The sequence below is a fragment of the Lentzea xerophila genome, assembly GCF_051094245.1.
Taxonomy (GTDB): Bacteria; Actinomycetota; Actinomycetes; order Mycobacteriales; family Pseudonocardiaceae; genus Lentzea; species Lentzea xerophila.
This window is the reverse complement of sequence record NZ_CP194934.1, coordinates 1,436,147-1,459,677: the sequence shown is the minus strand read 5'-3', so window position 1 is coordinate 1,459,677 and position 23,531 is coordinate 1,436,147. Positions and strand designations below refer to the sequence as shown.

The 23,531-nt window shown below is 70.1% G+C and carries 22 protein-coding genes; 7 read left to right on the top strand and 15 right to left on the bottom strand.

Annotation, left to right across the window (positions count from 1 at the left end; genetic code table 11):
- Positions 1 to 72: 72 nt before the first annotated feature.
- From ACRSBM_RS07190 to ACRSBM_RS07180, 3 genes are read left to right on the top strand one after another with little or no spacing between them, the layout of a single operon-like run.
- On the top strand, positions 73 to 1,566 hold the full coding sequence (locus ACRSBM_RS07190; RefSeq protein WP_434440860.1) for a sensor histidine kinase: 1,494 nt from the start codon (positions 73 to 75) through the stop codon (positions 1,564 to 1,566).
- The gene (locus ACRSBM_RS07185) at positions 1,563 to 3,044 is read left to right on the top strand and encodes a sensor histidine kinase (RefSeq protein WP_434440859.1); all 1,482 of its coding nucleotides are present in this window, start codon (positions 1,563 to 1,565) and stop codon (positions 3,042 to 3,044) included. The genes ACRSBM_RS07190 and ACRSBM_RS07185 overlap by 4 nt, the downstream gene beginning before the upstream one ends.
- A gap of 10 nt (positions 3,045 to 3,054) precedes the next feature.
- Complete coding sequence (locus tag ACRSBM_RS07180; RefSeq protein WP_434440858.1) at positions 3,055 to 3,696, top strand: response regulator; 642 nt, start codon at positions 3,055 to 3,057, stop codon at positions 3,694 to 3,696.
- 4 nt (positions 3,697 to 3,700) lie between these two features.
- Here ACRSBM_RS07180 and sthA read toward each other — a convergent pair whose 3' ends face one another.
- Both sthA and ACRSBM_RS07170 read right to left on the bottom strand, forming a co-directional pair.
- Positions 3,701 to 5,113, bottom strand: a complete 1,413-nt coding sequence (gene sthA / locus ACRSBM_RS07175) for a Si-specific NAD(P)(+) transhydrogenase (RefSeq protein WP_434440857.1) — start codon at positions 5,111 to 5,113, stop codon at positions 3,701 to 3,703.
- Between the two features lie 63 nt (positions 5,114 to 5,176).
- Entirely contained in the window at positions 5,177 to 6,166 is a 990-nt protein-coding gene (locus ACRSBM_RS07170; protein WP_434440855.1) for a hypothetical protein, read from the bottom strand.
- A gap of 146 nt (positions 6,167 to 6,312) precedes the next feature.
- Between ACRSBM_RS07170 and ACRSBM_RS07165 the strand changes: the two genes are divergently transcribed.
- A complete protein-coding gene (locus ACRSBM_RS07165; protein WP_434440853.1) occupies positions 6,313 to 6,981 on the top strand; it encodes a DNA alkylation repair protein in 669 nt (222 codons plus the stop codon).
- A 48-nt stretch (positions 6,982 to 7,029) separates the two neighbouring features.
- Here the strand turns inward: ACRSBM_RS07165 and ACRSBM_RS07160 are convergent, their stop codons facing one another.
- The 3 genes from ACRSBM_RS07160 to pheS form a co-directional block, all read right to left on the bottom strand.
- Positions 7,030 to 7,527 (bottom strand): hypothetical protein, encoded by a 498-nt coding sequence (locus ACRSBM_RS07160; protein WP_434440852.1) that lies wholly within the window; start codon positions 7,525 to 7,527, stop codon positions 7,030 to 7,032.
- Between the two features lie 473 nt (positions 7,528 to 8,000).
- Entirely contained in the window at positions 8,001 to 10,478 is a 2,478-nt protein-coding gene (pheT, locus tag ACRSBM_RS07155; RefSeq protein WP_434440850.1) for a phenylalanine--tRNA ligase subunit beta, read from the bottom strand.
- Between the two features lie 5 nt (positions 10,479 to 10,483).
- Complete coding sequence (gene pheS / locus ACRSBM_RS07150) at positions 10,484 to 11,551, bottom strand: phenylalanine--tRNA ligase subunit alpha (RefSeq protein WP_434440848.1); 1,068 nt, start codon at positions 11,549 to 11,551, stop codon at positions 10,484 to 10,486.
- Between the two features lie 218 nt (positions 11,552 to 11,769).
- Here pheS and ACRSBM_RS07145 point away from each other — a divergent pair, with 218 nt between their 5' ends.
- Entirely contained in the window at positions 11,770 to 13,566 is a 1,797-nt protein-coding gene (locus ACRSBM_RS07145; RefSeq protein ID WP_434440846.1) for an HSP90 family protein, read from the top strand.
- Positions 13,567 to 13,568: 2 nt separating this feature from the next.
- On the top strand, positions 13,569 to 16,271 hold the full coding sequence (locus ACRSBM_RS07140; protein WP_434440844.1) for a hypothetical protein: 2,703 nt from the start codon (positions 13,569 to 13,571) through the stop codon (positions 16,269 to 16,271).
- A gap of 55 nt (positions 16,272 to 16,326) precedes the next feature.
- Here ACRSBM_RS07140 and ACRSBM_RS07135 read toward each other — a convergent pair whose 3' ends face one another.
- From ACRSBM_RS07135 to infC, 5 genes are all read right to left on the bottom strand, one after another.
- Positions 16,327 to 17,211 carry a S41 family peptidase gene (locus tag ACRSBM_RS07135; protein WP_434440842.1) on the bottom strand — a complete coding sequence of 295 codons (885 nt, stop codon included), beginning with the start codon at positions 17,209 to 17,211 and terminating at the stop codon, positions 16,327 to 16,329.
- Positions 17,212 to 17,248: 37 nt separating this feature from the next.
- Positions 17,249 to 18,091 carry a TrmH family RNA methyltransferase gene (locus tag ACRSBM_RS07130; RefSeq protein ID WP_434453003.1) on the bottom strand — a complete coding sequence of 281 codons (843 nt, stop codon included), beginning with the start codon at positions 18,089 to 18,091 and terminating at the stop codon, positions 17,249 to 17,251.
- Positions 18,088 to 18,477 carry a 50S ribosomal protein L20 gene (gene rplT / locus ACRSBM_RS07125; RefSeq protein ID WP_434440841.1) on the bottom strand — a complete coding sequence of 130 codons (390 nt, stop codon included), beginning with the start codon at positions 18,475 to 18,477 and terminating at the stop codon, positions 18,088 to 18,090. The genes ACRSBM_RS07130 and rplT overlap by 4 nt, the downstream gene beginning before the upstream one ends.
- A gap of 92 nt (positions 18,478 to 18,569) precedes the next feature.
- The gene (gene rpmI, locus ACRSBM_RS07120; RefSeq protein WP_086663968.1) at positions 18,570 to 18,764 is read right to left on the bottom strand and encodes a 50S ribosomal protein L35; all 195 of its coding nucleotides are present in this window, start codon (positions 18,762 to 18,764) and stop codon (positions 18,570 to 18,572) included.
- A gap of 49 nt (positions 18,765 to 18,813) precedes the next feature.
- On the bottom strand, positions 18,814 to 19,425 hold the full coding sequence (gene infC, locus ACRSBM_RS07115) for a translation initiation factor IF-3 (protein WP_434440840.1): 612 nt from the start codon (positions 19,423 to 19,425) through the stop codon (positions 18,814 to 18,816).
- Between the two features lie 288 nt (positions 19,426 to 19,713).
- On the opposite strand from infC, the gene ACRSBM_RS07110 reads away from it, so the two are divergent.
- Positions 19,714 to 20,064 carry a DUF1844 domain-containing protein gene (locus tag ACRSBM_RS07110; RefSeq protein ID WP_434440838.1) on the top strand — a complete coding sequence of 117 codons (351 nt, stop codon included), beginning with the start codon at positions 19,714 to 19,716 and terminating at the stop codon, positions 20,062 to 20,064.
- Here the strand turns inward: ACRSBM_RS07110 and ACRSBM_RS07105 are convergent.
- From ACRSBM_RS07105 to ACRSBM_RS07085, 5 genes are all read right to left on the bottom strand, one after another.
- The gene (locus tag ACRSBM_RS07105) at positions 20,058 to 20,693 is read right to left on the bottom strand and encodes a hypothetical protein (RefSeq protein WP_434440836.1); all 636 of its coding nucleotides are present in this window, start codon (positions 20,691 to 20,693) and stop codon (positions 20,058 to 20,060) included. The two genes, ACRSBM_RS07110 and ACRSBM_RS07105, sit on opposite strands and share 7 nt — an antisense overlap.
- Positions 20,690 to 21,280 carry a hypothetical protein gene (locus tag ACRSBM_RS07100; RefSeq protein ID WP_434440834.1) on the bottom strand — a complete coding sequence of 197 codons (591 nt, stop codon included), beginning with the start codon at positions 21,278 to 21,280 and terminating at the stop codon, positions 20,690 to 20,692. The genes ACRSBM_RS07105 and ACRSBM_RS07100 overlap by 4 nt, the downstream gene beginning before the upstream one ends.
- Before the next feature lie 123 nt (positions 21,281 to 21,403).
- Positions 21,404 to 21,784, bottom strand: a complete 381-nt coding sequence (locus ACRSBM_RS07095; protein WP_089923748.1) for a RidA family protein — start codon at positions 21,782 to 21,784, stop codon at positions 21,404 to 21,406.
- 11 nt (positions 21,785 to 21,795) lie between these two features.
- Positions 21,796 to 22,542 carry an IclR family transcriptional regulator gene (locus ACRSBM_RS07090; RefSeq protein ID WP_434440832.1) on the bottom strand — a complete coding sequence of 249 codons (747 nt, stop codon included), beginning with the start codon at positions 22,540 to 22,542 and terminating at the stop codon, positions 21,796 to 21,798.
- Positions 22,543 to 23,508: a sugar kinase gene (locus ACRSBM_RS07085; protein ID WP_434440831.1), complete on the bottom strand. Its 966-nt coding sequence runs from the start codon at positions 23,506 to 23,508 to the stop codon at positions 22,543 to 22,545. It lies immediately after the preceding gene.
- Positions 23,509 to 23,531 lie beyond the last annotated feature (23 nt).

Sequence of the window (23,531 nt, the reverse complement as noted above, 5' to 3'; positions counted from 1 at the left end):
TGGCCACCTGGCCACCCGATCGAGCCACCTGGCGCTGTGGGCGGCGGAACCGGGTCGACCATGATGATCGGCGTGAACGTGAGGGTGCGCGACTGGATCTGGGCGGCGGCTGTCCTCCTGGTGGCGCTGGTGACGCTGATGGCACCGCTCGGCAGACCCGGCCAGTGGTGGCTGATCGTGGCGTCCGCGGTGTGGGCGGCCGCGCTGGTGCCGGTCAGCGCGCGGTGGCCGCGGTGGGCGATCGTGCTCACCGCACCCCTGAACGCGGTCAACAACCTGCTGGCGATCGCCCCGACCGCGCTCGTGGTCTTCCGCGCCGCCCGGTCCGTCCGCTCGCAGTCCCAGCTGTGGGCGTTGATCGGCGTCACGACGGTGCTGCAGGCGGGGTTCGGCGGCCTCTATTCGTGGCGGGCCGGGGACGGCCTGCGCGACTACCTGCTCGGCACGGGGTTCAGCGTGCTGTTCCTGCTGGTCTTCCCCGCCGTGGCCGGTGCGCTCGTCGGGCGGCGCAAGCCGTTGACGCAGGTGCTGATGGAACGCAACGACTACCTGGAACACACGCGTGTGTTGACCGCGAACACCGCGAGGTCGGCGACGCGCGCGCACATCGCGGGCGAGATGCACGACATGCTCAGCCACCGGCTCAGGCAGTTGACCGCGCACGCGGGCGCGCTCGAGGCCTCCGCTGCCGAACACGCCCCCGAGCTGCGCGAACAGGTCGAGCTGATCCGCAGGACGTCCGCGGTGGCGATGGAGGAGCTGCGCGAGATCCTCGGCGTGCTCGGCACGTCGACGGAAACCGATGAGGACGCCGGTACGCGCGCAGATGTCGAACGGCTCGTGGCCGCTTCCGCCGCCGCAGGGGTGCCCGTCCTTCTCGACTGGTCAGGTGACGATCTGTCCGACGCCGACGCACGGCTTCGGAGGGCGGTGCACCGAGTCGTGCGCGAAGCACTCACGAACGTGCACAAGCACGCGCCGTCAGCCCGCACGCGCGTATCCGTGGTCGTCGCAGATCGGGTGCGGGTCGAGGTGGTCAACAGCCCCACCGACTCGCCCCGGGGTGGCGGCACCCGGCGCGGGCTCATCGGGCTGGAGGAACGGGTCGAGCTGATCGGCGGGTCGTTCCTCGCGGGCGTGCCGGTCACCGGCGGGTTCCGGGTGGCGGCCGACCTGCCCCTGCACCCGGTGGCGCAGGAGGACGGGGGTGCGGCGGGCGCCGTGGCCGAGGCTCCGCCGCCGATCACGGCCGAGGTCCTGACCGTGCCGCGGGTCGTCGGCGGCGGCTGCCTCGCCGCGCTGTCCGTCGTCCCGGCGCTCGTCACGGTGCTCGTCCTGCTCCTCGTCGCGGTCTTCAGCAGCAGCGAGATGAGCCGGCCGGAGTTCGACGCGTTCCAGGTGTCGGTGACGCACGAGGAGGATGTCACCGAGACGCACGGCTTCGGGGTGCCGTCGGACAACAGCGGCTGCTTCCGCTACCACGTGCGCGACTCCGCCGACCGCGACGTCGAGCTGTGCTTCGACCGGCAGGGTGTGCTGACCACGAAGAAGGAGCTTGCCCGGTGAGGTTCGTCTGGCCGTCGCTCGCGTTCCTGGTGGGCATGGTGCCGCTGGTCGCCCCACTGGCGCCGATCCCGCACCCGTTGCTGACCATCGCGTCGGCGCTCTGGATCGCGGCGCTCGTGTGGCTGGCGCCGCGCAGACCGGAGTTGGCGCTGCTGCTCACCGCGCCGCTCTTCGCCGTCAACAACCTGTGGGCGCAGGCCGTCACGACGTTCGTGGTCTTCGCCGCGTGCCGGCGGATCACGCGGCTCGGCCGGCTGTGGGCGTTGCTCGGCGTCATGGCGATGCTGCAGAGCGCGTTCAGCCTGCTGCAGGAGAGCTACCGGGCGCTGCCGCTCTGGGAGGCCCTGGTCGGCGCGGCCTTCAGTTCGGTGTTCTTCGTGCTCTTCCCCGCCGTGTCGGGCATGCTGCTCGGCCGCCGCAAGCCGATGGTCCGGCTGTTGCGGGAGCGCAACGAGTACCTGGAACGCGCACGGGCGCTGACCGCCGCGTCGGCCCGTTCCGAGGAACGCGCGCACATCGCGGGCGAGATGCACGACATGCTCGGCCACCGGCTGAGCCTGATCTCCATCCACGCGGGCGCCCTCGAGCTCGCGACCGCGGCCAAGGCACCCCAGCTGCACGAGCAGGCCGAACTGATCCGCACCACGTCGTCGCTCGCGATGGCCGAGCTGCGCGAGATCGTCGGCGTGCTGCGGACGAACCCCGAACCCGAGTCGCTCGACGAGGACACCGGCACCAGGTCCGACATCGCCGCCCTGGTCGAGAACTCGGTGGCCGCGGGGATCACGGTCTCGCTCGACTGGTCCGGCGACGACCTGCACGGCGCCGACCCCCGCACACGGCGCGCCGTGCACCGCGTGGTCCGCGAGGCGTTGACCAACGTGCACAAGCACGCGCCGTCCGCCCGCACTCGGGTGCAGGTCGCGGTCCAGGGCGGGCGGGCACGGATCCAGGTGGTGAACGGACCGACGTCCGCCACTCCCGGCAAGGGCACCCGGCGCGGCCTCATCGGCCTGGAGGAACGCGTCGGCCTGCTCGGCGGCTCGTTCACCGCGGGCCCGCCGGTGGAGGGCGGCTTCCGGGTGGCGGCCGACGTGCCACTGCACCCCGCCGCGCAGTCGGACCAGTCCGTGACCGAGGTGGCGGAGGTGCCGCCCCCGCTCGCGGCCGAGGTGCTGACCGTGCCGCGCGTGCTGGGCGGCGGCTGCCTCGGCCTCTTCGCGCTGCTGCCGATCGCCGGCGCGCTGATCGCGCTGCTGCTCTTCGCGTTGCTCAACCCGGCGCAGATGAACGCGCCCTACTTCGACTCGCTGCGGGAGGGCGTGACGTCCGAGGAGGAAATCATGGACCGGTACGGCCTCGGCCAGCTCGGGCTGGACGGGTGCTCGCGGTTCCGGACCTCGCACAACCCCGACCTGCTCTACAAGCTGTGCTTCCGGGACGGCAAGTTGGCGTCGAAGGAGCAGGAACGCCCGTAGTCTGGCCCGCGTGATCCGAGTCCTCATCGCCGATGACGAGACGTTGATGCGCGCCGGTATCCGGCTGATCCTGGAGAACGACCCCGAGATCACCGTGGTGGCGGAGGCGAGCGACGGCAGACAGGCCGTCGAGCTCACCCGCGCGCACAACGTCGACGTGGCGTTGCTCGACATCCGCATGCCCGGTGGCGACGGCCTGAAAGCCGCCGAGCAGATCGCCGCGAGCACCAACGTCGTCATGCTCACGACGTTCGGCGAGGACTCCTACGTGGCCCAGGCCCTGAAGGTCGGCGCCACGGGGTTCCTCCTCAAGGACACCCCGCCGCAGGAGCTGATCATCGCCGTCCGCAAGGCGGCTCAGGGCGAGCCGATCCTCGCGCCGCAGATCACCAGACGCCTGATCGAGAAGCACCTGACCGCGCCCGGCAGCGGGTCGGAGGCGCGGCGCAAGATCGACGCGCTCACCGACACCGAACGGGGCGTGCTCAAGCTCGTCGGCGAAGGGCTGTCGAACACCGAGGTCGGCGAGCGGCTCTACATGGCGACCGGCACGGTGAAGGCGCACATCAGCCGGATCCTGCCCAAGCTGGAGGTCACCAACCGCGTGCAGGCCGCCATCGTGGCCCACGACGCCGGGCTCACCCGGTCGTGATCACTCAGGTCGTGAAGCGGTCGAGCGCGCGGATCTTGTTCGTGGCGTCGAGGGCCGCGACCTTGTAGGCCTCGGACAGCGTCGGGTAGTTGAAGACCGTGTCGACCAGGTAGTCCACCGTGCCGCCGCAGCCCATCACGGCCTGGCCGATGTGCACGAGGTCCGTGGCGCCGGTGCCGAACACGTGCACGCCGAGGATCTTGCGGTCCACAGTGGACACGAGCAGCTTCAGCATGCCGTACGCGTCGCCGACGATCTGGCCGCGCGCGAGCTCGCGGTACCGGGAGATGCCGACCTCGTAGGGAACGGCGGACGACGTCAGTTCGGCTTCGGTCGCGCCGCAGTACGAGATCTCGGGAATCGTGTAGATGCCGATGGGCTGCAGCGCGGTCAGCTCGTGCACCGGCTCGCCGAACGCGTGGTACGCGGCCAGGCGGCCCTGGTCCATCGACGTCGCGGCCAGCGCCGGGAAGCCGATCACGTCGCCGACGGCGTAGATGTGCTCGACGGGCGTGCGGTAGTGCTCGTCGACGCTCAACCGGCCGCGGCGGTCGGCCTCCAGGCCCGCGGCGGCGAGGTCGAGCAGGTCCGTACAGCCCTGGCGGCCGGCCGAGTACATGACCGCGGCGGCCGGGATGCGCTTGCCGGACGCCAGGGTCGTGATCGTGCCCGAGTCGGACACCGACACGTCCACGACCTTCTCGTCGAAGCGGAACGTCACGGCCTGGTCGCGCAGGTGGAACTTCAGCGACTCGACGATCTCGGGGTCGCAGAAGTCCAGCATCTTCTCGCGCTGCTCGACGACCGTGACACGGGTGCCGAGCGCGGCGAACATCGACGCGTACTCGATGCCGATCACACCGGCGCCGACCACGACCAGCGACGACGGGATCTCCTGCAGGGCGAAAACCTCGTCGGAGTCGAGGATCCGCTCCTCGTCGAAGTCGACGGCGGACGGGCGGGCGGGCGTCGTGCCGGTCGCGATGACGATGAACTCGCCGCTGATCGTCGTCCGGTCGTTGCGGTGACTTCCTTCGACCGCAACGGTGTGTTCGTCGACGAAACGCCCGAAACCGTTGAGCAGGTCGATGCCGTTGCGATGCAGTTGGGCGCGCACGACCTGGACCTCGCGGCCGATCACGTGCTGCGTGCGGGCCATCAGGTCGGTGATCGTGATGTCCTGCTTGACCCGGTAGCTGGCGCCGTACAGCTCGCGCTGGCTCATGCCCGTCAGGAACATGACGGCCTCGCGCAGCGTCTTCGACGGGATGGTGCCCGTGTTCGCGCAGACGCCCCCGACCATCTCCTGCCGGTCGATGATCGCCACGCGCTTGCCCAGCTTCGCACCCGCGATCGCCGCCTTCTGGCCACCAGGGCCAGAGCCGATGACGATCAGGTCGTAGTCGTACGACGTCATGGTCAGCAGCCTACTTCGGCGAACCCGATTCCACGCCTGAACGAAAAATGAATCGCGGACCGGCTACGGCACGTCGGCGCTGAACGGCGTCAGCAGGTCGAGCAACCGGGCCGTGGCGCGGTATTCCTCGACGCGCTCCGCGAACGGCCGCCGCACGATGCTGTGTACGGTGTCGCGCGAAAGCCGTTCATAAGCGGGAACGGTGTCGTTGCTGAGGAAGTCCCAGCGCGCCAGCCGGTCCGCGTAGTTGAACGCGGGCAGCGGTCCGCCCAGCAGCGGCCGGTACTGCGCCGGGGTCTTGCCACCGGGCACCGGCATCGGACCGGCGACGGTGATCGCGTACGTGACCACCTCCCCCGGCGGCAGCAGCCGGGCGCGCATCCGGTCGAACTGCTCGGCGATCACCAGGTTCTGCTCGCGCGACGAGAACTCCATGACGGCCTGCGCCGGATCCGCCCACGCGGCGGTGGTCTCCGGGTCGATGATCCCCGCGTCGCGCATCTCCTGCACGGCCGCGATCCCGCCGTACAGGTAGGCCGCGTGCATCGCGCCGAGGTCCATGAAGATGTGCTTCTGCATCGACATCAGCATCGACGAGTACCAGCGCAGTTCCGGAACCGTGCCGAGGTCGAGCATCCCGGCGGCGAACGCGGGCGCGCCGATGTTCGCGAAACCCATCCACCGCAACGAGTCCGGGTGCGTCAGGTAGAGCTTCGCGTAGAAGTCGTAGACGGCGAAGATCACCGAGCGGTTGTTCTCGGCGCTGCGCTGCGGGTCCCAGTCGGCCAACCGCACGCCGGCGTCCTCGGCCGCGCGGACGATCCAGTACTGCCACAGCAACGCCTTGAACCTGGCCGGCGCGATGCCCTTCTCCCGATAACCGGTCAGCGCGCGCTCGATCACGGCACGGTCGTACGGGAGATCGGGATGAACGCCACCCCGTTGCTCACCGTTTCCGTTCACCAGAGGCAGATCCAGGTAATCCACCGTATCCGCCTTGGTGGCGCCCATGCTGCCGAGCACGAGCGCCGCCACCACCATGAGCACGCGCATGAACTGGAACTGTAACGGGATCAAGCGGCCTTTCCGTTCACAGTCACCCCCGGTCAAGTGATGTTTTGCGGGTTTGTTAGCACTTTCGGTACCAAAGGGGCCATAAATCTCAACGGCGTTACTCCCAATGCCTATACCGTTTGGGCGTGACGCTTAAGGTTTCCTTGATCGAGGCGGTTCGAGCAGGGCTCGAGGCGCTCGCGGATCCGCGCAAAGCGCCGGAGATGCAGGCGTACATGAAGTCCGATATGCCGTTCTTGGGCGTGCAGAAACCCGGACGAGTGGCGCTGCTGCGATCGTTACCGGTGCCCGGCGACCGGGACGAGTGGCTCGACGCCGTGCGGACGTTGTGGCGCGAGGCGACTTATCGGGAGGAAAGGTACGTCGCGCTGGCGTTGAGCGGTGATCGCCGTTTCCAGTCCGTCGACCTGCTGCCGTGGTTCGACGAGATGATCGTGACCGGCGCGTGGTGGGACTACGTCGACGAGATCGCGTCGAAGCGGGTCGGGCCGTTGCTGCGGTCGGCGCCGGACGTCGTGCGGCCGTTGATGCTCAAGTGGTCGGCCGACGAGGACAGGTGGCGGCGGCGGACGTCGATCATCTGCCAGCTCGGGTCCAAGGGCGCGACCGACGCCGATCTGCTGACCGCGTGCATCGACGCCAACGCGGACGATCCCGACTTCTTCCTGCGCAAGGGCATCGGCTGGGCGTTGCGCGAGTTCGCGAAGACCGAACCTGGCTGGGTGCGGTCGTTCGTCGAGGCCCGGCCGGGGCTGTCGCCGCTGTCGCGGCGGGAGGCGTTGAAGCACCTCTAGTGCGCCGTCCCCCAGGTCCGCGGCCGAGCCCCGGGACGAGCCACACCGCTAGCCGTGCTTCGCGCGGCCCGAGTAGGTGAGCGGGAAGGCGAGCTCGGCGCACGCGGCGGGAACGTCCGCGGCCACCTGGACCTTCATGACGACCTCGACCGCGCCTCCGGCCGGGATCGCCACGATGTCCTCGAGCGGCACCACGGTCAGCAGGCCGGCGGAACATCCGTCGACGCGCTGCTGGGTCGCGTCGAGCGGCTGACCGGGAACCGCGGACAGGCTCTCGACGATGATGTCGACGGGGTTCGGGTTCGAGAGCCGCACCTTGCGCTCACCCTCGGCGCCCGGCTTGAGCTCCACGGCCGCGCCGGAGATGTCGTTGATCTCGAACGGCTTGAGCTCCTGCATGCCCGACTCGCCACTGCTCACGGAGTACGCCATCGCCGGCAGTTGCGGCTCCGGCCACGTCAGGTGCATGGCCGCCACGACCGCGGCGCCGACCATGAGAATCGTCAACGACACGGCGATCTCAAGGCGCGGACCCAGATTACGCATGGCGCAACTCTCCAGAGTTGTTGCTCCAGGCGGTGGGTTCGCCTCTAGCTCCCCACCGGACCGGCGACCATACTCGCCCGGTGGTTCATCGCTTCGCCCCTCGGCCCAGCGGGCCGCGTGGACAATCTTGGAGAACCTTCACGTACTGCGCAAGCGTCCGACGGGCGCCGATTTCCCCTTGTAATGAGGGGCTTTCGGCACCTTGACAGCTACGCAGGGCCACCACCTGCTGGTTTGATCCCAAATCCCGGCGAACGAGATTCAGCCGATCGAGCGAATTATCAGGAACAGATCTTTCCAGCCGACATGGCCTGAACGGTCCACGGCCTGGATGAAAAGGGTGATCTTACCGGGCTCCTGAGCGGTGTCGCCGACGACCAGCCTCGAGCGTCCGGCCCGAGATCGTGACGATCACCGGCACGCGAGAGGCCCGGGATTCGCGAAGAATCCCGGGCCTCTCGCGGTGTCACCGATCAGGCGCGCAGAGCCGCACCCACGCGTTCGCCGGCGGCCGCGACGGCGGCATCGCGGGCCGCGGTCGCCTCCTCCACCGTCAGCGTGCGGTCCGGCGCGCGGAAGCGCAGGGAGTACGCGAGCGACTTCTTGCCCTCGCCCACCTGCTCACCCGTGTAGACGTCGAACAGGCGGATGTCCTCGAGCAGGTCGCCCGCGGACGCGCCGAGGACCTCCGACACCGACTGCACCGGCACGGAGGCGTCGACGACGAGCGCCACGTCCAGCAGCACCGGCGGGTACGCCGACACGATCGGAGCCGGGCGGTGGTCGTCCAGCGGCAGCGCGTCGAGGTCGAGCTCGAACGCCACGGTCCGCTTGGGCAGGCCCAGCGCCTCGACCACCTTCGGGTGCAGCTCACCGGCGTGACCCACGGGCCAGTCGCCGACGCGCAGCTCGGCGCACCGGCCGGGGTGCCACGGCAGCAGGTCCGACGCCACGACCCGCAGCGTCACGCCGTACGCGGCACCGACGCGGCGCGCGGCCTCGACGGCGTCCGACCAGTCGGCGATGCGGCCCTTGCCCCACCAGCCGGCCAGCTCGCGGTGGCCCGTGAGCACACCGGCGACGTGCAGCGGCTGCTGCGGCAACGCGGCCAGCAGCGAGGCCACCTCGGCCTCGGTCGGCCGACGGTCCACCCCGAGCGAAGGCACCGGGATCTGCTGGGCGCGCGGCAACGTCACCTGCGCGACGTTGTACAGAGCGACATCGCGAGCACCACGGGCCAGGTTGCGCTGCAGCGTTTCGAGCAACCCCGGCAGCAGGGTGGTGGCGAGGACGTTCTTGTCCGCCTCCAACGGGTTCAGCACGCCGACGGTGTTTCGGCGGATGTCGTCCGCGGCCAGCCCGAACGCGTCGAACACCGACGGGTCGATGAACGGGAAGGGCTTGACCTCGACGAAGCCGTCCTCGGCCAGCGTGCGCCACACGGCGCGGCGACGGCGCTGCTGCTCGGTCAGACCGCGACCGGCCGGGGCGGGCGGCAACACCGACGGGATCGTGTCGTAGCCCTCCAGGCGCAGCACCTCCTCCACCAGGTCGGCGGGCTGCACCAGGTCGGCACGCCACGTCGGCGGCACGGCCGTGACGATCGTCTGGCCCTCCTCCGAGGTGGTCACGGAGACCTGGCAGCCGATCTGGCCGAGCCGGCGAGCGGTGACGCCCCGCGCGTAGCGGACCCCGGCGACGCGGTCCGGCAGGTCGATCGGCATCGACACCGGCTCGGGCACCGAGGGCGCGCCCACGTCGGTCCGGCCGGGCTTGATCTGGCCCTCGGCGTAGTGGTTGAGCAGCTTCGCGGCCCGTTCCAGCGCCACCGGTGCCAGCGCCGGGTCGACGGTGCGCTCGAAGCGCTTCGCGGCCTCGGACGGCAGCTTGTGGCGGCGGACCGTGCGCGCGATGGACGCCGGGTCCCAGTTCGCGGCCTCGAGCAGGATGTCCGAGGAGTCGTCGCCGACCTCGGTCGACGCGCCGCCCATGACACCGGCGAGCGAGATCACGCCGGAGTCGTCGGCGATCACGATGTCGTCGGTGTCGAGCGCGCGGACCTGGTCGTCCAGCGTCGTCAGCTTCTCCCCCGCGAGCGCGCGGCGGACCGTCAGCGCTCCGGAGAGGGACGCGGCGTCGAACGCGTGCAGCGGCTGGCCGAGCTCGAGCATCACGTAGTTCGTGACGTCGACCGGCAGCGAGATCGAGCGCATGCCCGCGAGCATCAGGCGGCGGCGCATCCACCACGGCGTCGGCGCCGTCGGGTCGACACCGGTCACGCGGCGCGCGACGAACCGCGAGCAGCCGCCGCGGTCCTCGATGTGGACCGGCCACGCCTCGCCCTCGGGCTCCGGGATCTCGGCGAGACCGGGGTCGCCGAACGGCACCTCGAGCGCGCAGGCGATCTCGCGGGCCAGGCCGCGCACCGAGAACGCGTAACCGCGGTCCGGGGTCGGCGCGAGCTCGAGCACGCTGTCGTTCAGGCCGAGCAGCTCCATCGCGTCGTCGCCGGGCTGCGCGGTGCCGGTGGGCAGCACCAGGATGCCGGAGTGGTCGTCGCCGATGCCGAGCTCGTCGGCGGCGCAGATCATGCCCTGGGACAGGCGGCCGTACGTCTTGCGCTCGGAGATCGTGAAGTCACCCGGCAGGACGGCGCCGGGCAGCGCGACGACGACCGAGTCGCCCTCGACGAAGTTCGTGGCGCCGCAGATGATCTGGTTGACCTGCTCGGGGCCGACCTCGACCTTGCAGTATCGGATCGGCTTCTTGAACTCGGTGAGCTCCTCGATCTCGACGACGCGACCGGCGACGATCGGGCCGGTCACGGGACCGAGCGGGCTCACCTCCTCGACCTCGATGCCGATGCGGGTGAACGCCTCGGCGAGCTCGTCGGGTGTGGGGACTTCGTCGAAACCGAGGTGTTCGACCAGCCAGCTGACCGGGACGCGCATCCGGATCAGGCCTCCGTTCCGAAAGGCTGGGTGAAGCGGACGTCGCCCTCGACCATGTCGCGCATGTCGGGCAGGCCGTTGCGGAACTGCAGGGTGCGTTCCAGACCCATGCCGAACGCGAAGCCGGAGTACACGTCCGGGTCGACGCCGGTGGCGCGCAACACGTTGGGGTTGACCATGCCGCAGCCGCCCCACTCGACCCAGCCGGCACCGCCCTTCTTCTCCGGGAACCACACGTCGACCTCGGCCGACGGCTCGGTGAAGGGGAAGAAGCTGGGACGCAGGCGGGTCTTCGAGTCCTCGCCGAACATGGCGCGCGCGAACGCGTCCAGGGTGCCCTTGAGGTGGCCCATCGTCAGGCCCTTGTCGACCGCGAGGCCCTCGACCTGGTGGAACACCGGGGTGTGGGTCGCGTCGAGCTCGTCGGTGCGGAACGTGCGGCCGGGGCACACGACGTACACCGGCAGGTCGCGCTCCAGCAGCGTACGGGCCTGCACCGGCGAGGTGTGCGTGCGCAGGACCAGCTGCGAGTCACCCGGCGCGATGTAGAACGTGTCCTGCATCGAGCGGGCCGGGTGGTCCTTGCCGAAGTTCAGCGCGTCGAAGTTGAACCACTCGGTCTCGAGCTCGGGGCCTTCGGCGATCTCGTAGCCCATGGCCACGAAGACGTCACCGATGCGCTCGGCGAGCGTGGTGATCGGGTGGCGCGCGCCGCGCGGGAAGCGGTCCCAGGGCAGCGTGACGTCGACGGACTCCTCGCGCAGCACCCGCTCGTCGCGTTCGACCTGGAGCACGGCGTGGCGCTCGTCGAACGCGGTCCTGATCGCGGACTGCGCCTCGTTCACGCGCTTGCCGGCGTCGGCCTTGGCCTTCGGGGGCAGTGCACCGATCTCGCGGCGGGCCAGCAGCACGGGCGACCGGTCACCGAGGTGGCCGGGCTTGACCGCGGCCAGTGCCTCCAGGTCGGCAGCTCCGGCGAACGCCTCGCGCGCCTTCTGCACGGCCGCGTCGAGGTTCTCGGCCGACAGCGCCGCGACCTGCTTCGGGTCGTACGGGTCGTTGGCTCCGGACATGGTTGTAAAACAGCTCCCGTCGCGGACATCGGAAATAAACAGGCCGATCCTAGTCGGTGCCGTCCTGACCACTCTCGCCCGTTCCGTTAGGGCGCGGCTACCGGCCCCTTGCGTCGCGGTGGTGACCGATCAGGGCAGGGCCGGCGAGCGTGCCGGAGATCTCCGGCACGATCCGAACCCCCAGTCCGTGACCTCAGCCCTTGCGCATAAACAGCGGCATGGACCGCCCCGCCGTCCCTAGGATGAGCGGCATCATGTCGCACACCTTCCGCGTCGACCTGCGCGGCATCATCGACCTGCTCAGCCACCACCTGTACAGCAGTCCACGCGTCTACGTGCGCGAACTGCTGCAGAACGCCGTCGACGCGATCACGGCACGGCGTGAGCTCGACCCGTCGTGCCCCGCCGACGTCACGATCACCTGCGGTCCCACGCTGACGATCACCGACACCGGCATCGGGCTCACCGAGACCGAGGTCCACGAGCTGCTGTCCACGCTCGGCCGCACCTCCAAAAGAGACGACCTCGGGTTCGCCCGCGAAGGGTTCCTCGGCCAGTTCGGCGTCGGCATGCTGTCGTGCTTCCTGGTCGCCTCCTCCGTGACGGTCGTCACGCGGTCCGCTCGTGGTGGTCCGGCCGTGCGGTGGGAGGCGGACTCGTCCGGCAACTACACCGTGTCCGAAGTAGACACCGCGGACGGTGACGTGCCGGTCGGCACGACGGTGCGGTTGAGTGCCTCGCGCGGCAACGAGCACTGGCTGGAGGCCGACGTCGTGCGGCCGTTGGTGAGCGACTACGGCGATCTGCTGCCGGCCGTCGTGACGCTGGACGGCGCGGTCGTGACCCGAGGCGAACGGCCGTGGGACGACGAGGACGCCGACCTCTCCGAGTACTGCGAGCAGATCTTCGGGTTCACGCCGTTCGAGGCGATCCCGATCGAGGTCGAGGCGGCGGGACTGACCGGTGTCGCGTTCGTGCTGCCGTCCGGGGTGCACCCCGGAACGCGCCAGACGCACCGGGTCTACCTGAAGCGGATGCTGGTCGGCGACACCGTCGAGGGCCTGCTGCCGGACTGGGCGTACTTCGTGCGGTGCGTGGTCGACGCGTCCGCGATCCGGCCGACGGCGTCGCGCGAGTCGCTGTACCAGGACGAGATGCTGCTCGCGGTGCGCGAGGAGCTGGGCGAGCAGATCCGCGACTGGCTGATCAGGCTGGACGCGATCGAGCCGCGCCGGGCCGGTGAGCTGCTGGCCGCGCACCACCTGGGCATCAAGTCGCTCGCGCGGTCGGACGACGAGATGCTGCGGCTGGTCGAGCGCTGGCTGCCGTTCGAGACCACGGACGGCCCGGTCCCGTTGCGGCAGTTCAGGCGCAAGCACGGCGCGATCCTCTACATCCCGGACGTCGACGAGTTCCACCAGCTCGCGCCGGTCGCGGCCGCGCAGGGCCTCGGGCTGGTCAACGCCGGCTACGCCTACGACCTCGAGCTGCTGAACCGGCTGAGCGCGCTGGACGGCCCTGCCGTCGCCCGCCGGGTCGCGCCGACGGAGCTGCTGGCGGCGCTGGCCGATCCGGAACCGGACATCGAGACGGCGCTGCGGCTGCGGCTGTCCGAGGGCGCGGCGGCGCTGGACCGGCACGACTGCGACGCGGTGATCCGCGACTTCGACCCGGTCTCGTTGCCCGCTTTGCTGATCAGCAACGCCGAGCAGCAGCGCAAGCTCGACACGGAGCAGACCGCCGAGGAGACCACGGACCCGCTGTGGGCCGAGCTGCTGGGACAGCTGACCGCCGGCTCGTCGTCGTCGCGCCCGGAACAGCTGGTGCTCAACTGCCGCAACCCGCTCGTGCAGCGGCTGGCGCGGTTGACCGACCCGTCGCTGGTGGAGCTGACACTCGAATCTCTTTACGTGCACGCCGTTCTGCAGGCTCGGCGGCCGATGCGACCGAAGGACACGGCGGCGCTGAACCGCTCGTTCCTGGAACTGCTGGACCGCGCCGTTGGGGGTAAGTGAACATGGCCGACTTCACCGCTGAGGACGCCGAAAGAGCGTTCCTCGACGCGTACCACATGCCGGCGGGCATGCCGAAGCACGAGGCGCTGGAACGGGCCGCGCGCATGTCCGACACGCTCGGGCACCTGCCGCTCGGGGTCTCGTGCCGGGTCGCGATGATCGACTCGGCGTACTACCTGTCGCGCTACGACCTGATGCTGGCGCCGTTCGCGTGGGTGCGGGCCGCCGAGGAGAAGGACCCCGAGGCGTTCAACGACTACGAGGTCCGCTCGCTGAACTGGTCGCACAAGTGGATCGCGACGGGCCTGCGCCGGGACCCGCGGTTCTCGCTGGACCAGCTGAAGGCCGTGATCGGCGAGCTCGCGGACCGCTACGGGCGGCTCGGTTTCTCGGTGCAGCCGGTGCACGGCGCCCGCGCCGAGCTCGCCTACCACGTCGGTGACATGACCGGGCTCGCCGAGCACCTCGGGCGTTACCTCGCCACCGAACGCGGGCCGATGGCCGACTGCGAGGCCTGCGTGATCGAGGAGCAGGTCTGGATGCTGGCGCGGCTCGGCCGGCACCAGGAGGCCGCCGCGCACGGCTGGGAGGGCCTGTCGGGCAACACCGGCTGCGCCACGCAGCCGCAGGGCATCCTGACCGCGCTGCTGTGGCCGTTGCTGGAGATCGGCGACGCCGAGAAGGCCGCGCACGCGCACACGACCGCGTACCGGTTGATCAAGGAAGACGAGATCACCTCGTACGTGCACGAGCACATCCGGTTCTGCGCGCTGACGGGCAACCTGGCGCGCGGCGAGGACATCCTGCGCCGGTCGCTGCACAAGGTGAAGGCCACCCAGCTGCCTGCCGACGAGATGTCGTTCGCCGAGTGCGCTTCCGTTCTGTTGCGACGACTTCCGGCGGACACCGTGTTCGAGGTCCCGGCGGTCGGTTCGCGGACCGCCGCCGAGCTGCTCGACCGGCTGTCGAAGCGGGCGGTGCAGCTCGCGAAGCAGTTCGACGAGCGCAACGGCACGTCGGCGTGGATCGAGCGGGTGACCAGGGCGTTGGAGCAGGCCGACTACCCGGCCGTCGAGCTGGCGGTGCCGTCCGCTCCGGTGACCCCTCCCGCCGAGGAGTCCGTCGTGTTCGGCGACCCGGTGGAGATCGCCGAGTCGATGGTGCTGCTGTACGACCAGGGCGACTTCGTGAAGGCGCGGCGGATGCTCGACTCGCTGCCCGCGGACATGGACTCGTTGCTGCCGCCCGACCTCGCCGCGCACGCGGGCATCCGGCGGATGACGACCGGGCTGGTGCCGTTCGACCCCGAGGTCTTCGACCAGCTGCTGACGGCGCTGCCCGCCGACCTCGCGCTGCGGTACCAGGCGCGGCTCGCGATGGGCCTCGAAGGCGGCCAGGAGCTCGCCGAGCGGTGCCTGGCCGAGGCGGCGTCGGACTACACGCGCACGGTCGCGGCGTTGTCGCTGGCCGAACTGCTCGACAACGCCCACGCGCACGAGCGGGCCGGCGAGATGCTCGCACTGGCGTCCTCTTTGGACGTTCCGGAGCTGCGCGGGCGGGTCGCGATCGAGGCGGCGGAACACCGGGCGCGGCAACAGGATCTCGACGGCGCGTACGCGGACGTCGTGGCGGCCATGGCCGGCACACTGCCGTTGAACGCCCGGTTCGAGGGCTACCGGTTGCGGCTACGGCTGGAGACGTTGCTGCGCAAGGTCCCGGAGGCGATCGCGACGGCACGGGCGTTCGTGTCGGCGTTCCCGCTGCCGGAATCCGCCGAGGCCCGCTGGTACCAGGTCGCGACGATCCAGGAGCTGGACCAGGAAGGCGCCTGCCTGGGCGACCTCCGCGAGGCCGTGGCGATCTCCCGCGTGCACCTGTCCCTCGGCCACACCGCGCACTTCTGCTTCGCGCTGAGCGGCGGGTACGTGCAGACGAACCGGTTCGTCGAGGCGGCCGAGGTGCTGGAGGAGTCGCTGCGGCTGCTGCAGGAGGGCCAGGAGGACCTGCGGCTGCAGGTGGTGTTCCGGCTCGGCCAGGTGTGCCGCAAGCTGGGCGAGCTCCCGGCGGCCGAGCGGTACCTGCGCGAGGCCTCCGAACTGCTGCCGCCCGAGGAGACGGGCCGCCGGGCGTTCCTGCTCGACGCGCTCGCGTCCGTGCAGAACGGGCTGGGCAAGCACGACGAGGCGACGGCGTCCTGGCGCGCGGCCGCCGCGTTGTGGCAGCAGGAGGACAACCTCACGGAGGCGATCGGCTCGCTGGTCGAGCTCGCGTCCAACCTGCCCGACGACGAGGTGACCCAGACCCGTGCGGCCGTCGACGAGGCGGAGGCGCTGCTGCCGCTGCTGGACGAGCCGCGCGAGGTCACGCGCCGGCAGGCGGAGATCGCCGCGATCCGGGCGTGGGTGCACGGCCAGGTCGGTGAGTTCGCGCTGGCGATGAAGCACTACCGCGACGCCGAGGAGCTCGTGGTGTCGCTGGGCGACGAGGGCTGGCGGGTGTTCGTCGTGCTGAAGGCGGCGCACGTGCTGCTGGTCGCCGACGACGCCGAGGGCGCGGAGGCCGAGGCGCGCCGGGCGGCATCGCTGCTGCCCGACGACAACCAGGTCGGAAACGTGCTGTCGATGCTGTCGGAAGCGTTGCGGCGGCAGAACAAGCCGTCCGGCACCGATCCGCTCGTGCGGGAGCTGACCGCCCGGCTCGACTGATTGATGAGGGGAGCTTTCATAAACCTCAGGTTTATGAAAGCTCCCCTCATCAAGATCAAGAGAGGGCTTGGACAGCCTTCTCGTAGGCGACCTCGAACGCGGTGTCCGCGGGCACCTGGACGTGCGGGACGACCCCGACGCCCTCCCAGTTGGTGCCGGAGATCGGGTTGATCGCGCGGCCGTTGGGGACAGCGGACTTGAGGTGCGGGCCGACCCGGTAGCGGTCGCCGGGGTGGGCGCCACCCCTGGTGGTCTCGCCGATGAGGGTGGCGCGCTCGTTCTGCTGGAGGTTGTAGCTCAGCTCCTCCGCGCCGGAGAACGTGCGGCTGCTGGTGAGCACGTAGACGGGCTTGCTGCCGCCGAACTTCGGGCCCTGGACGTGCGGCAGCGTCCAGAACTGCTGGGTCGTGTCGTCCGGGCGGTTGTAGATGTCGTTGAGGTGCACGGGTTCGTCGAAGAGGTAACTGCAGATCAACGCGACCGTGTGCGGGTCCCCGCCGCCGTTGTCGCGCAGGTCGATGATCAGCGCGTCGGTGTGCGCGATGAGGTTCATGGCCGCGGTGATGGCGGGCGTGGCGATCCCGGCGTCGTAGAGCCGGGTGAGCTCCAGCAGCCCGACGTTGCCCTGCAGGCGCTCGATCCTGCGGACGCCGAACGCGTCCAGTTCGGCTTCCTTCCGGTGCGCCACCGGGTCCCAGGCCGTCTCCTGGCCGGTCTCCGGAATCTCCTCGGTGCTGTGCAGCAGGCGGAGATGCTTGTCGCCGTTGACGCTCTGCAGGTCCGCGGTCACCCTCGCCGCGAACTCCTCATCGTCCACATCGGAGTAGGCGCCCTGGTCCAGCCGGGAGCGCAGGACCTTCGCGATCTCGTTGGCCGTGTCCGGGAAGACGTAATAGGAGGCGAGCTGGGAGCACAGGAGTTCGATCTCGGGTTCACGCACGGGCGCACAGTAGATCGCGCGCCCGTCGCCCGTCAGCTCAATTCCGCTGATCCCGCGCGGAGGCGTAGAGGCAGACCGCGGCGGCCGTCGCGAGGTTCAGGCTCTCGGCCGCGCCGTACAGCGGCACCTTCAGCGAGGTGTCGAGCTTCGCCACGACGTCGTCGGGCAGGCCGTGCGCCTCACTGCCGAAGACCCAGGCGGTGGGCTGCTCCAGTTCGCCGTTCGCCGAGGCCTCGACCAGGTCCTGCTTCGCGTACCCGTCGGCGGCCACGAGCCTCAGCCCGGCCTGGCGGCAGGCGGCGAAGACCTCGTCCGCGTCGCGGGAACGAGCGATCGGCAGGTGGAAGAGCGAGCCGGTGGAGGCGCGCACGCACTTGCCGTTGTGCGGGTCGACCGTGTCACCGGCGAAGATCACCGCGTCGGCGCCGGCCGCGTCGGCCACGCGCGTGACGGTGCCCGCGTTGCCGGGATCGGAGACGCCGTAGAGCACCGCGACCAGACGCGGGGTGCCCCGCAGGGCGGCGTCGAGCGGCTGCGGCACGACGTCGCAGACCGCGACGAGCCCTTGGGGCGTCACGGTCTCCGACAACGAGGCGGCGGCCTTGTCGTCGACCTCGCTGATCCGGACGCCCTGGTTCGTGGCTGTCTGGAGCAGTTCGGCGTTGCGTTCCGCGGCCGTCGCCGTGACGAAGAGCTCGTGCACCGCACCGGTTTTCCAGGCGAGTGCCTCGCGCACGGCCTGGGCGCCCTCGACGAGGAACCGGCCTGCCTTGTCACGGCCCTGGCGGCGGGTCAGGTGGCGAGCAGCAACGACCCGAGGCGTCCGTTCGGTGAACGGAGCTGCCTCGGGTCGGTGGTGTCCGCCGTGGTGCTGGCTCAGGCCTGGCTCCCGGCCGGAGCGTTCACGTCGGCCGGGAGCGCCTTGCGGGCGATCTCGACGAGGGCCGTGAAGGCGTTGGCGTCGTGGACGGCGAGGTCCGCGAGGATCTTGCGGTCGACCTCGACGCCGCCCAGGCGCAGACCCTGGATCAGGCGGTTGTACGTCATGCCGTTCGCGCGGGCAGCGGCGTTGATGCGCTGGATCCACAGCTTGCGGAAGTCGCCCTTGCGCGCACGCCGGTCGCGGTACGCGTAGTTGAGCGAGTGGAGCACCTGCTCCTTGGCCTTGCGGTACAGCCTCGAGCGCTGGCCGCGGTAACCGCTCGCCAGCTCAAGGGTGGTACGACGCTTCTTCTGGGCGTTTACAGCCCGCTTGACGCGTGCCACGGGTCCATCCTGTCGATCTCATGGGGAGGCGGAGTTCGCCAGAAAACTTGGCGCTGCCGCCGCCCGAATTAGCTAGGGGGTGTCGAAGCGGGTCAGAGACCGAGCAGCTTCTTGATGCGCGGGGCGTCGTTCTCCGACACGACCGCGGTGCCGCTCATGCGACGCGTCACCTTGCTGGACTTCTTCTCCAGGATGTGGCGCTTGCCGGCCTTCTCCCGGAGGATCTTGCCGCTGCCGGTGACCTTGAACCGCTTCGAGGTCCCGCTGTGCGTCTTGTTCTTCGGCATTTCCGTCCTCGTCTCGTGCTACCCACCGGGTCGGGGGCGGGCGTGCGTCCTAAGCCTCGTCCGAAGCGGTGTCGTCCGCCTCGGGCGCGCCGTCGTCCTGCTTGACCGCGCGCGGCTTGATGTTCTTGTGCGGCGCCAACACCATGATCATGTTGCGGCCGTCCTGCTTGGGGTTCGACTCGACGAAGCCCAGTTCCGCGACGTCCTCCGCCAGCTTCTGCAGCAGCCGGTAGCCGAGCTCGGGGCGCGACTGCTCGCGACCGCGGAACATGATGGTCACCTTGACCTTGTTCCCGTGCGAGAGGAAGCGGGCCACGTGGCCCTTCTTCGTCAGGTAGTCGTGCGGGTCGATCTTCGGGCGGAGCTTCTGCTCCTTGATGACCGTCAGCTGCTGGTTCCGACGAGACTCGCGGGCCTTCTGCGCCGTCTCGTACTTGAACTTGCCGTAGTCCATCAGCTTGCAGACCGGCGGGCGAGCCTGAGCGGCGACCTCTACGAGGTCCAGATCCGCTTCCTGCGCGAGTCGGAGTGCGTCCTCGATGCGAACGATCCCGACCTGCTCGCCGTTCGGCCCGACCAGACGGACCTCGGGCACGCGGATCCGGTCGTTGATGCGCGGCTCGGTGCTGACGGGTGCACCGCGGTTCGAGGGACTTGTCATTCACGTCCTTTGAGACTCGGTTGCGCCAAAGACAAGAGCCCCGTCGTCGATGTCGACGACAGGGCCCGCTTCCGACCGATCACAAACCTGTACCGTCGGGCACCCGTGTGCCCTGGCGTTCAGGAGGACCGGACCCGGCCACCTCAAGAAGCGGTGATCGCGGGTGGGAGCGGGGCTCCACTTGCCGCTCTCGCACTAACGAGAGCTGGTCGCGTCGGAAATAGTAGCAGACGCTCTTGTCAACCCCCGAATCGCGGCCCCGTGACGTCCGCTTGCTTGAATGTGGGCGTGACCGATCCGCTTGAAGACAGCGCTCTGAACGCCCGTGACCTCGGGGATGTCCCCAGCATCGAGGTGATCAGCCGGGCCGCGGTGATGCTGCTGTCCGCCTCCGCGGAGCGCCTGGGCCTCGCCGACCCGGACCCCGACAACTCCCCGCGCCGCGACCTCGACGAGGCCCGCCGCCTGATCACCGGCCTGGCCGGCCTGGTCACCGCGACCTCGGAGTACCTCGGCCCGCACGCCGCGCCGCTGAAGGACGGCCTGCAGTCGGTGCAACGCGCGTTCCGCGAGGCCTCCGCCGTGCCGGACGAGCCGGGCCAGGGTCCCGGCGAGAAGTACACCGGTCCCGTCTACTGATCCGCCCTGACCACGACCGGTTCCCACGGCTCCGCCCTGACCTGGAACACCGCGCTGGCCCGTTGGCCGGTCGCGGCCCGGAAGGTGATGGCGGAGCCGTTGTGGAGCGGCCCCACCTCGAGGTGCTCCGCCGGTGGTTCGTCGTACTGCGAGAGCCCGAGGACCCGCGAGCCCGGCACCACCGACACGGTGAGCTGCTCGATGACGGCGGGCCCGCCGAAGTAGCTGAGCCGGAACTCGTCGGGCGCGCCGGGCGTGATGGCGAACGTCGGCATGCCCCGGCGGCTGCGCTCGGCCTCGAGGGCCTCGACCAGCTCGTTGACCTGTACCGCCACCTGGTGGGCGGTGAGCTGCGCCTCGTCGGCCAGCATCCGCGCCGCCGTGGCGGCCTCCTCGGCCGTCGCGGCCGCCTTCTTGGTCTCCTCCGCCGCCGTCCTGGCCTGCAGTGCGCTGGACGTGGCCTGCTCGACGGCCTTGCGCGCCGCCTGCGCCTCCTCCTGGGCCTTCACCGCGGCTTCCTGGGCGGACCTGGCGGCTTCCTGGGCTCGCTTCGCCTCGCGGGCCTGCCACAACGACACGGCGGTGGCGCACATCGCCACCACGGCGGCCACCACTGCCAGGGTGATCATGCCCGCACCCCCAGTGCCGCGAGCTGACGACCGGCCAGCTCGTCGATGACGTCGGTGTCCCCGGTGCGCCACGCGACCGCCGGGTCACCGTCGAATCTGCCCAGCTCACGCGGCGACAGGCTGGTGAGCGCTCTCAGGGCCAGCAGGTCGGGCTTGTCCCTGAGCTTCAGGATGGTGGCGGCCCTGCGCGCGTACCGGAGCCTGATCGGCAGCCAGGTGATCAGCAGGAACAGCACCGGGACCACCACGATGGCCGCGGCGAGCCAGAACGCGGTGTCCTGCACGACGCTGATCTGCGCGTTGCCCGCGTTCGTGAGCGTCTCGCCGGCCTTGGTGCCGTTGCCGAGCGCACCGGCCAGGTCGTTGCCCACGAAGGGAACGCCCCTGGCCTTGTCCGCGGCGTTGGTGAAGACGTCGCGGATGTCGCCACCGGCGTTGACCAGGCCGTCTCCCGGAGCTCTCAGTCCGAGGACCCAGTCGTGGACGGTGGTGGCCACCCAGATCCAGAGGGCCACCCATGCCACGGCTAGGAGGTCGGCGATCAGCTGACGCGTGAGCCTGCCCGGTCTGTCCGCGTACCACTTCATGTCGCGGATGCTGCCACAACGGTGAGTGGCGTTTTACCGCCTGTGAGCCGCAAGACGCGCGTCACAACCGCACAACGCGAACAGGGCGTGCCCGCAACGGACACGCCCCGCCCGACGAACAGGTCAGTCGACGACGGCCAGCGCGTCGATCTCCACCAGCAGACCGGCGGGCAGTCCGACGTAGACGGTCGTGCGCGCAGGCGCCGGGTCGGTCACGAACTCGCCGTAGACCTCGTTCAGCTCCGCGAAGTGCGCGGTGTCGGTGAGGTAGACGCGGATCATCACCACGTCGTCGATGGACGCGCCACCGGCGGCGAGCACGGCGTGCAGGTTCGCGAACGTCTGGCGGGTCTGCTCGGCGACGGTGGTGCCGACGATCTCGCCCGAGGAGGGGTCGAACGCGACCTGACCGGCCACCTGCAGGATGTTGCCCTTGCGCACACCCTGCGAGAAACGGGCCACCGGCTGCGGCGCGTCGGCGGTCTTGATCTCAACCTTGGACAACGGAAACTCCCTCATCTTGGAACATAACCGCATTCGACTGATGCAGCTTCGGCGGTGGCGAGCAGGTCGGGCAGGTGGGACAGCAGGCCGTCGTAGTCGAGCAGCACCTTCGGCACGGACATCGACACCGCGGCGAGCACCTCGCCCCGCGCGCCCTTGATCGGGGCGGCGATGCAGTGGATGAAGTCCTCGTGCTCGGAGTTGTCGACGGCGTAGCCGTTGGCGCGCACGCGGTCGAGCTCGGCCAGGTACGCCGCGGGGCCGAGGATGGTGTTCTCGGTCAGGCGCGGGAACTCCATGCCGGCCAGCACCTTCTGCAGGGCGGGAGCGGGCAGGTCGGCCAGCAGGATCTTCGCCACGGCGGTGCAGTGCAACGGCGCGCGGCGGCCGATGCGCGAGTACATCCGCATCTGGTGCCTGGACTCGTACTTGTCGATGTAGATGACCTCACCGTCCTCATAGGACGCGAGGTGGACGGTGTGGCCCAGGCGGGAGTTCAGCTCGCGCAACGCGGGTTCGGCGGCACGGCGGACGTCGCGTTCCTCCAGGGCGAGGTTCGCGAGGTCGAACAGGGCGGTGCCGAGGCGGTAGTGGTGCACGCCGTCGCGCTGCACGAAGCGGTGCGACTCCAGCGTGCGCAGCAGGCGCAGCGTCGTCGACTTGTGCACGCCGATCACGCCGGACAGCTCGTCCAGCGTCTTGGGGCCCGTCGCGAGCTGGCTCACCAGGGTGAGCGCTCTGTCGAGGCTCTGGCTCATCTATACCTCCAGGCGGGCGGACGCCCAGGTCTGCGGGTCGGCGTGCAGCAGCGGACCTGTCACGTCCTCCGGCAAAGGATCTCCGACGTCCTCCGCGGTGAGCAAAGCGGAGGCCGCCTGCAGGTGCCCGGCGCGCAACCGCACGGACGGGCTCTCCCCCGCCAGTGTGGCCGCGAGGAACCCGGCCGCGAAAGCGTCACCCGCGCCCACGGGTTCGACGACCGCGACCTTCAGCGCCGGTTCGAAGTACGACGAACCGCCCTCCAGCAGCGTCGCGCCCTCCGCGCCGTGCTTCACCACCAGCGACGCCGGTCCGGGCAGCAGTTTCCGCAACCGGGACGGATCGCCGGTGCCCCACACCAGTTCCGCCTCGTCGGAGCCGGCCAGCACCACGTCCGCCAGGTCCGCGAGCTCCCGCAGCACCCGCGGGTCGCGGTCGGACCACAGCGCGGGCCGCCAGTTCAGGTCGAACGAGATCCGGAACCCGTGGCGCGGCCGGCGCAGCAGTTCCCGCATCATCGCGAGGCACGAGTCGGACAGGGCGGCGGTGATCCCGCTGAGGTGCACGAGCTTCACCTCGCCGAGCCCGAGCCGGTCGATCATCTCGAGGCCCATGCCCGACGCCGCCGAACCGCGCCGGTAGTAGCGCACCGGGCTGCCGTGGGGCGAGGCCTCCTTGACGTAGAGGCCGGTCGGGCGGGACGAGTCGATCCGCACCGCCGAGACGTCCACGCCGAAGCCGCCGACCACGTCGAGCACCGCCCGCCCGAACGAGTCGTCGCCGACCGAGCTGACCCACGAGGACCGCACGCCCAGGCGCGTGAGGTGGCAGGCGACGTTGGACTCGGCGCCACCGACGGCGCGGTGCCAGGTGCGTACCAGATGCACGGGACCGGGTTCAGCCGGAACCATCATCACCATGGTCTCGCCGAGGCACACGACACCGCCGACGTGTTCGAACCGCATGCGTGCTCCAGAGGTGTTCGTTG

Excerpts from the sequence above, each read along its gene's own strand:
- infC (WP_434440840.1), bottom strand. The coding sequence starts at position 19,425 with ATGACAAGTCCCTCGAACCGCGGTGCACCCGTCAGCACCGAGCCGCGC.
- ACRSBM_RS07145 (WP_434440846.1), top strand. The coding sequence starts at position 11,770 with ATGGACCGCCCCGCCGTCCCTAGGATGAGCGGCATCATGTCGCACACC.
- ACRSBM_RS07085 (WP_434440831.1), bottom strand. The coding sequence starts at position 23,508 with ATGCGGTTCGAACACGTCGGCGGTGTCGTGTGCCTCGGCGAGACCATG.
- ACRSBM_RS07105 (WP_434440836.1), bottom strand. The coding sequence starts at position 20,693 with ATGATCACCCTGGCAGTGGTGGCCGCCGTGGTGGCGATGTGCGCCACC.
- ACRSBM_RS07170 (WP_434440855.1), bottom strand. The coding sequence starts at position 6,166 with ATGCGCGTGCTCATGGTGGTGGCGGCGCTCGTGCTCGGCAGCATGGGC.
- ACRSBM_RS07090 (WP_434440832.1), bottom strand. The coding sequence starts at position 22,542 with ATGAGCCAGAGCCTCGACAGAGCGCTCACCCTGGTGAGCCAGCTCGCG.
- ACRSBM_RS07160 (WP_434440852.1), bottom strand. The coding sequence starts at position 7,527 with ATGCGTAATCTGGGTCCGCGCCTTGAGATCGCCGTGTCGTTGACGATT.
- pheS (WP_434440848.1), bottom strand. The coding sequence starts at position 11,551 with ATGTCCGGAGCCAACGACCCGTACGACCCGAAGCAGGTCGCGGCGCTG.
- sthA (WP_434440857.1), bottom strand. The coding sequence starts at position 5,113 with ATGACGTCGTACGACTACGACCTGATCGTCATCGGCTCTGGCCCTGGT.
- pheT (WP_434440850.1), bottom strand. The coding sequence starts at position 10,478 with ATGCGCGTCCCGGTCAGCTGGCTGGTCGAACACCTCGGTTTCGACGAA.
- ACRSBM_RS07140 (WP_434440844.1), top strand. The coding sequence starts at position 13,569 with ATGGCCGACTTCACCGCTGAGGACGCCGAAAGAGCGTTCCTCGACGCG.
- rpmI (WP_086663968.1), bottom strand. The coding sequence starts at position 18,764 with ATGCCGAAGAACAAGACGCACAGCGGGACCTCGAAGCGGTTCAAGGTC.
- ACRSBM_RS07100 (WP_434440834.1), bottom strand. The coding sequence starts at position 21,280 with ATGAAGTGGTACGCGGACAGACCGGGCAGGCTCACGCGTCAGCTGATC.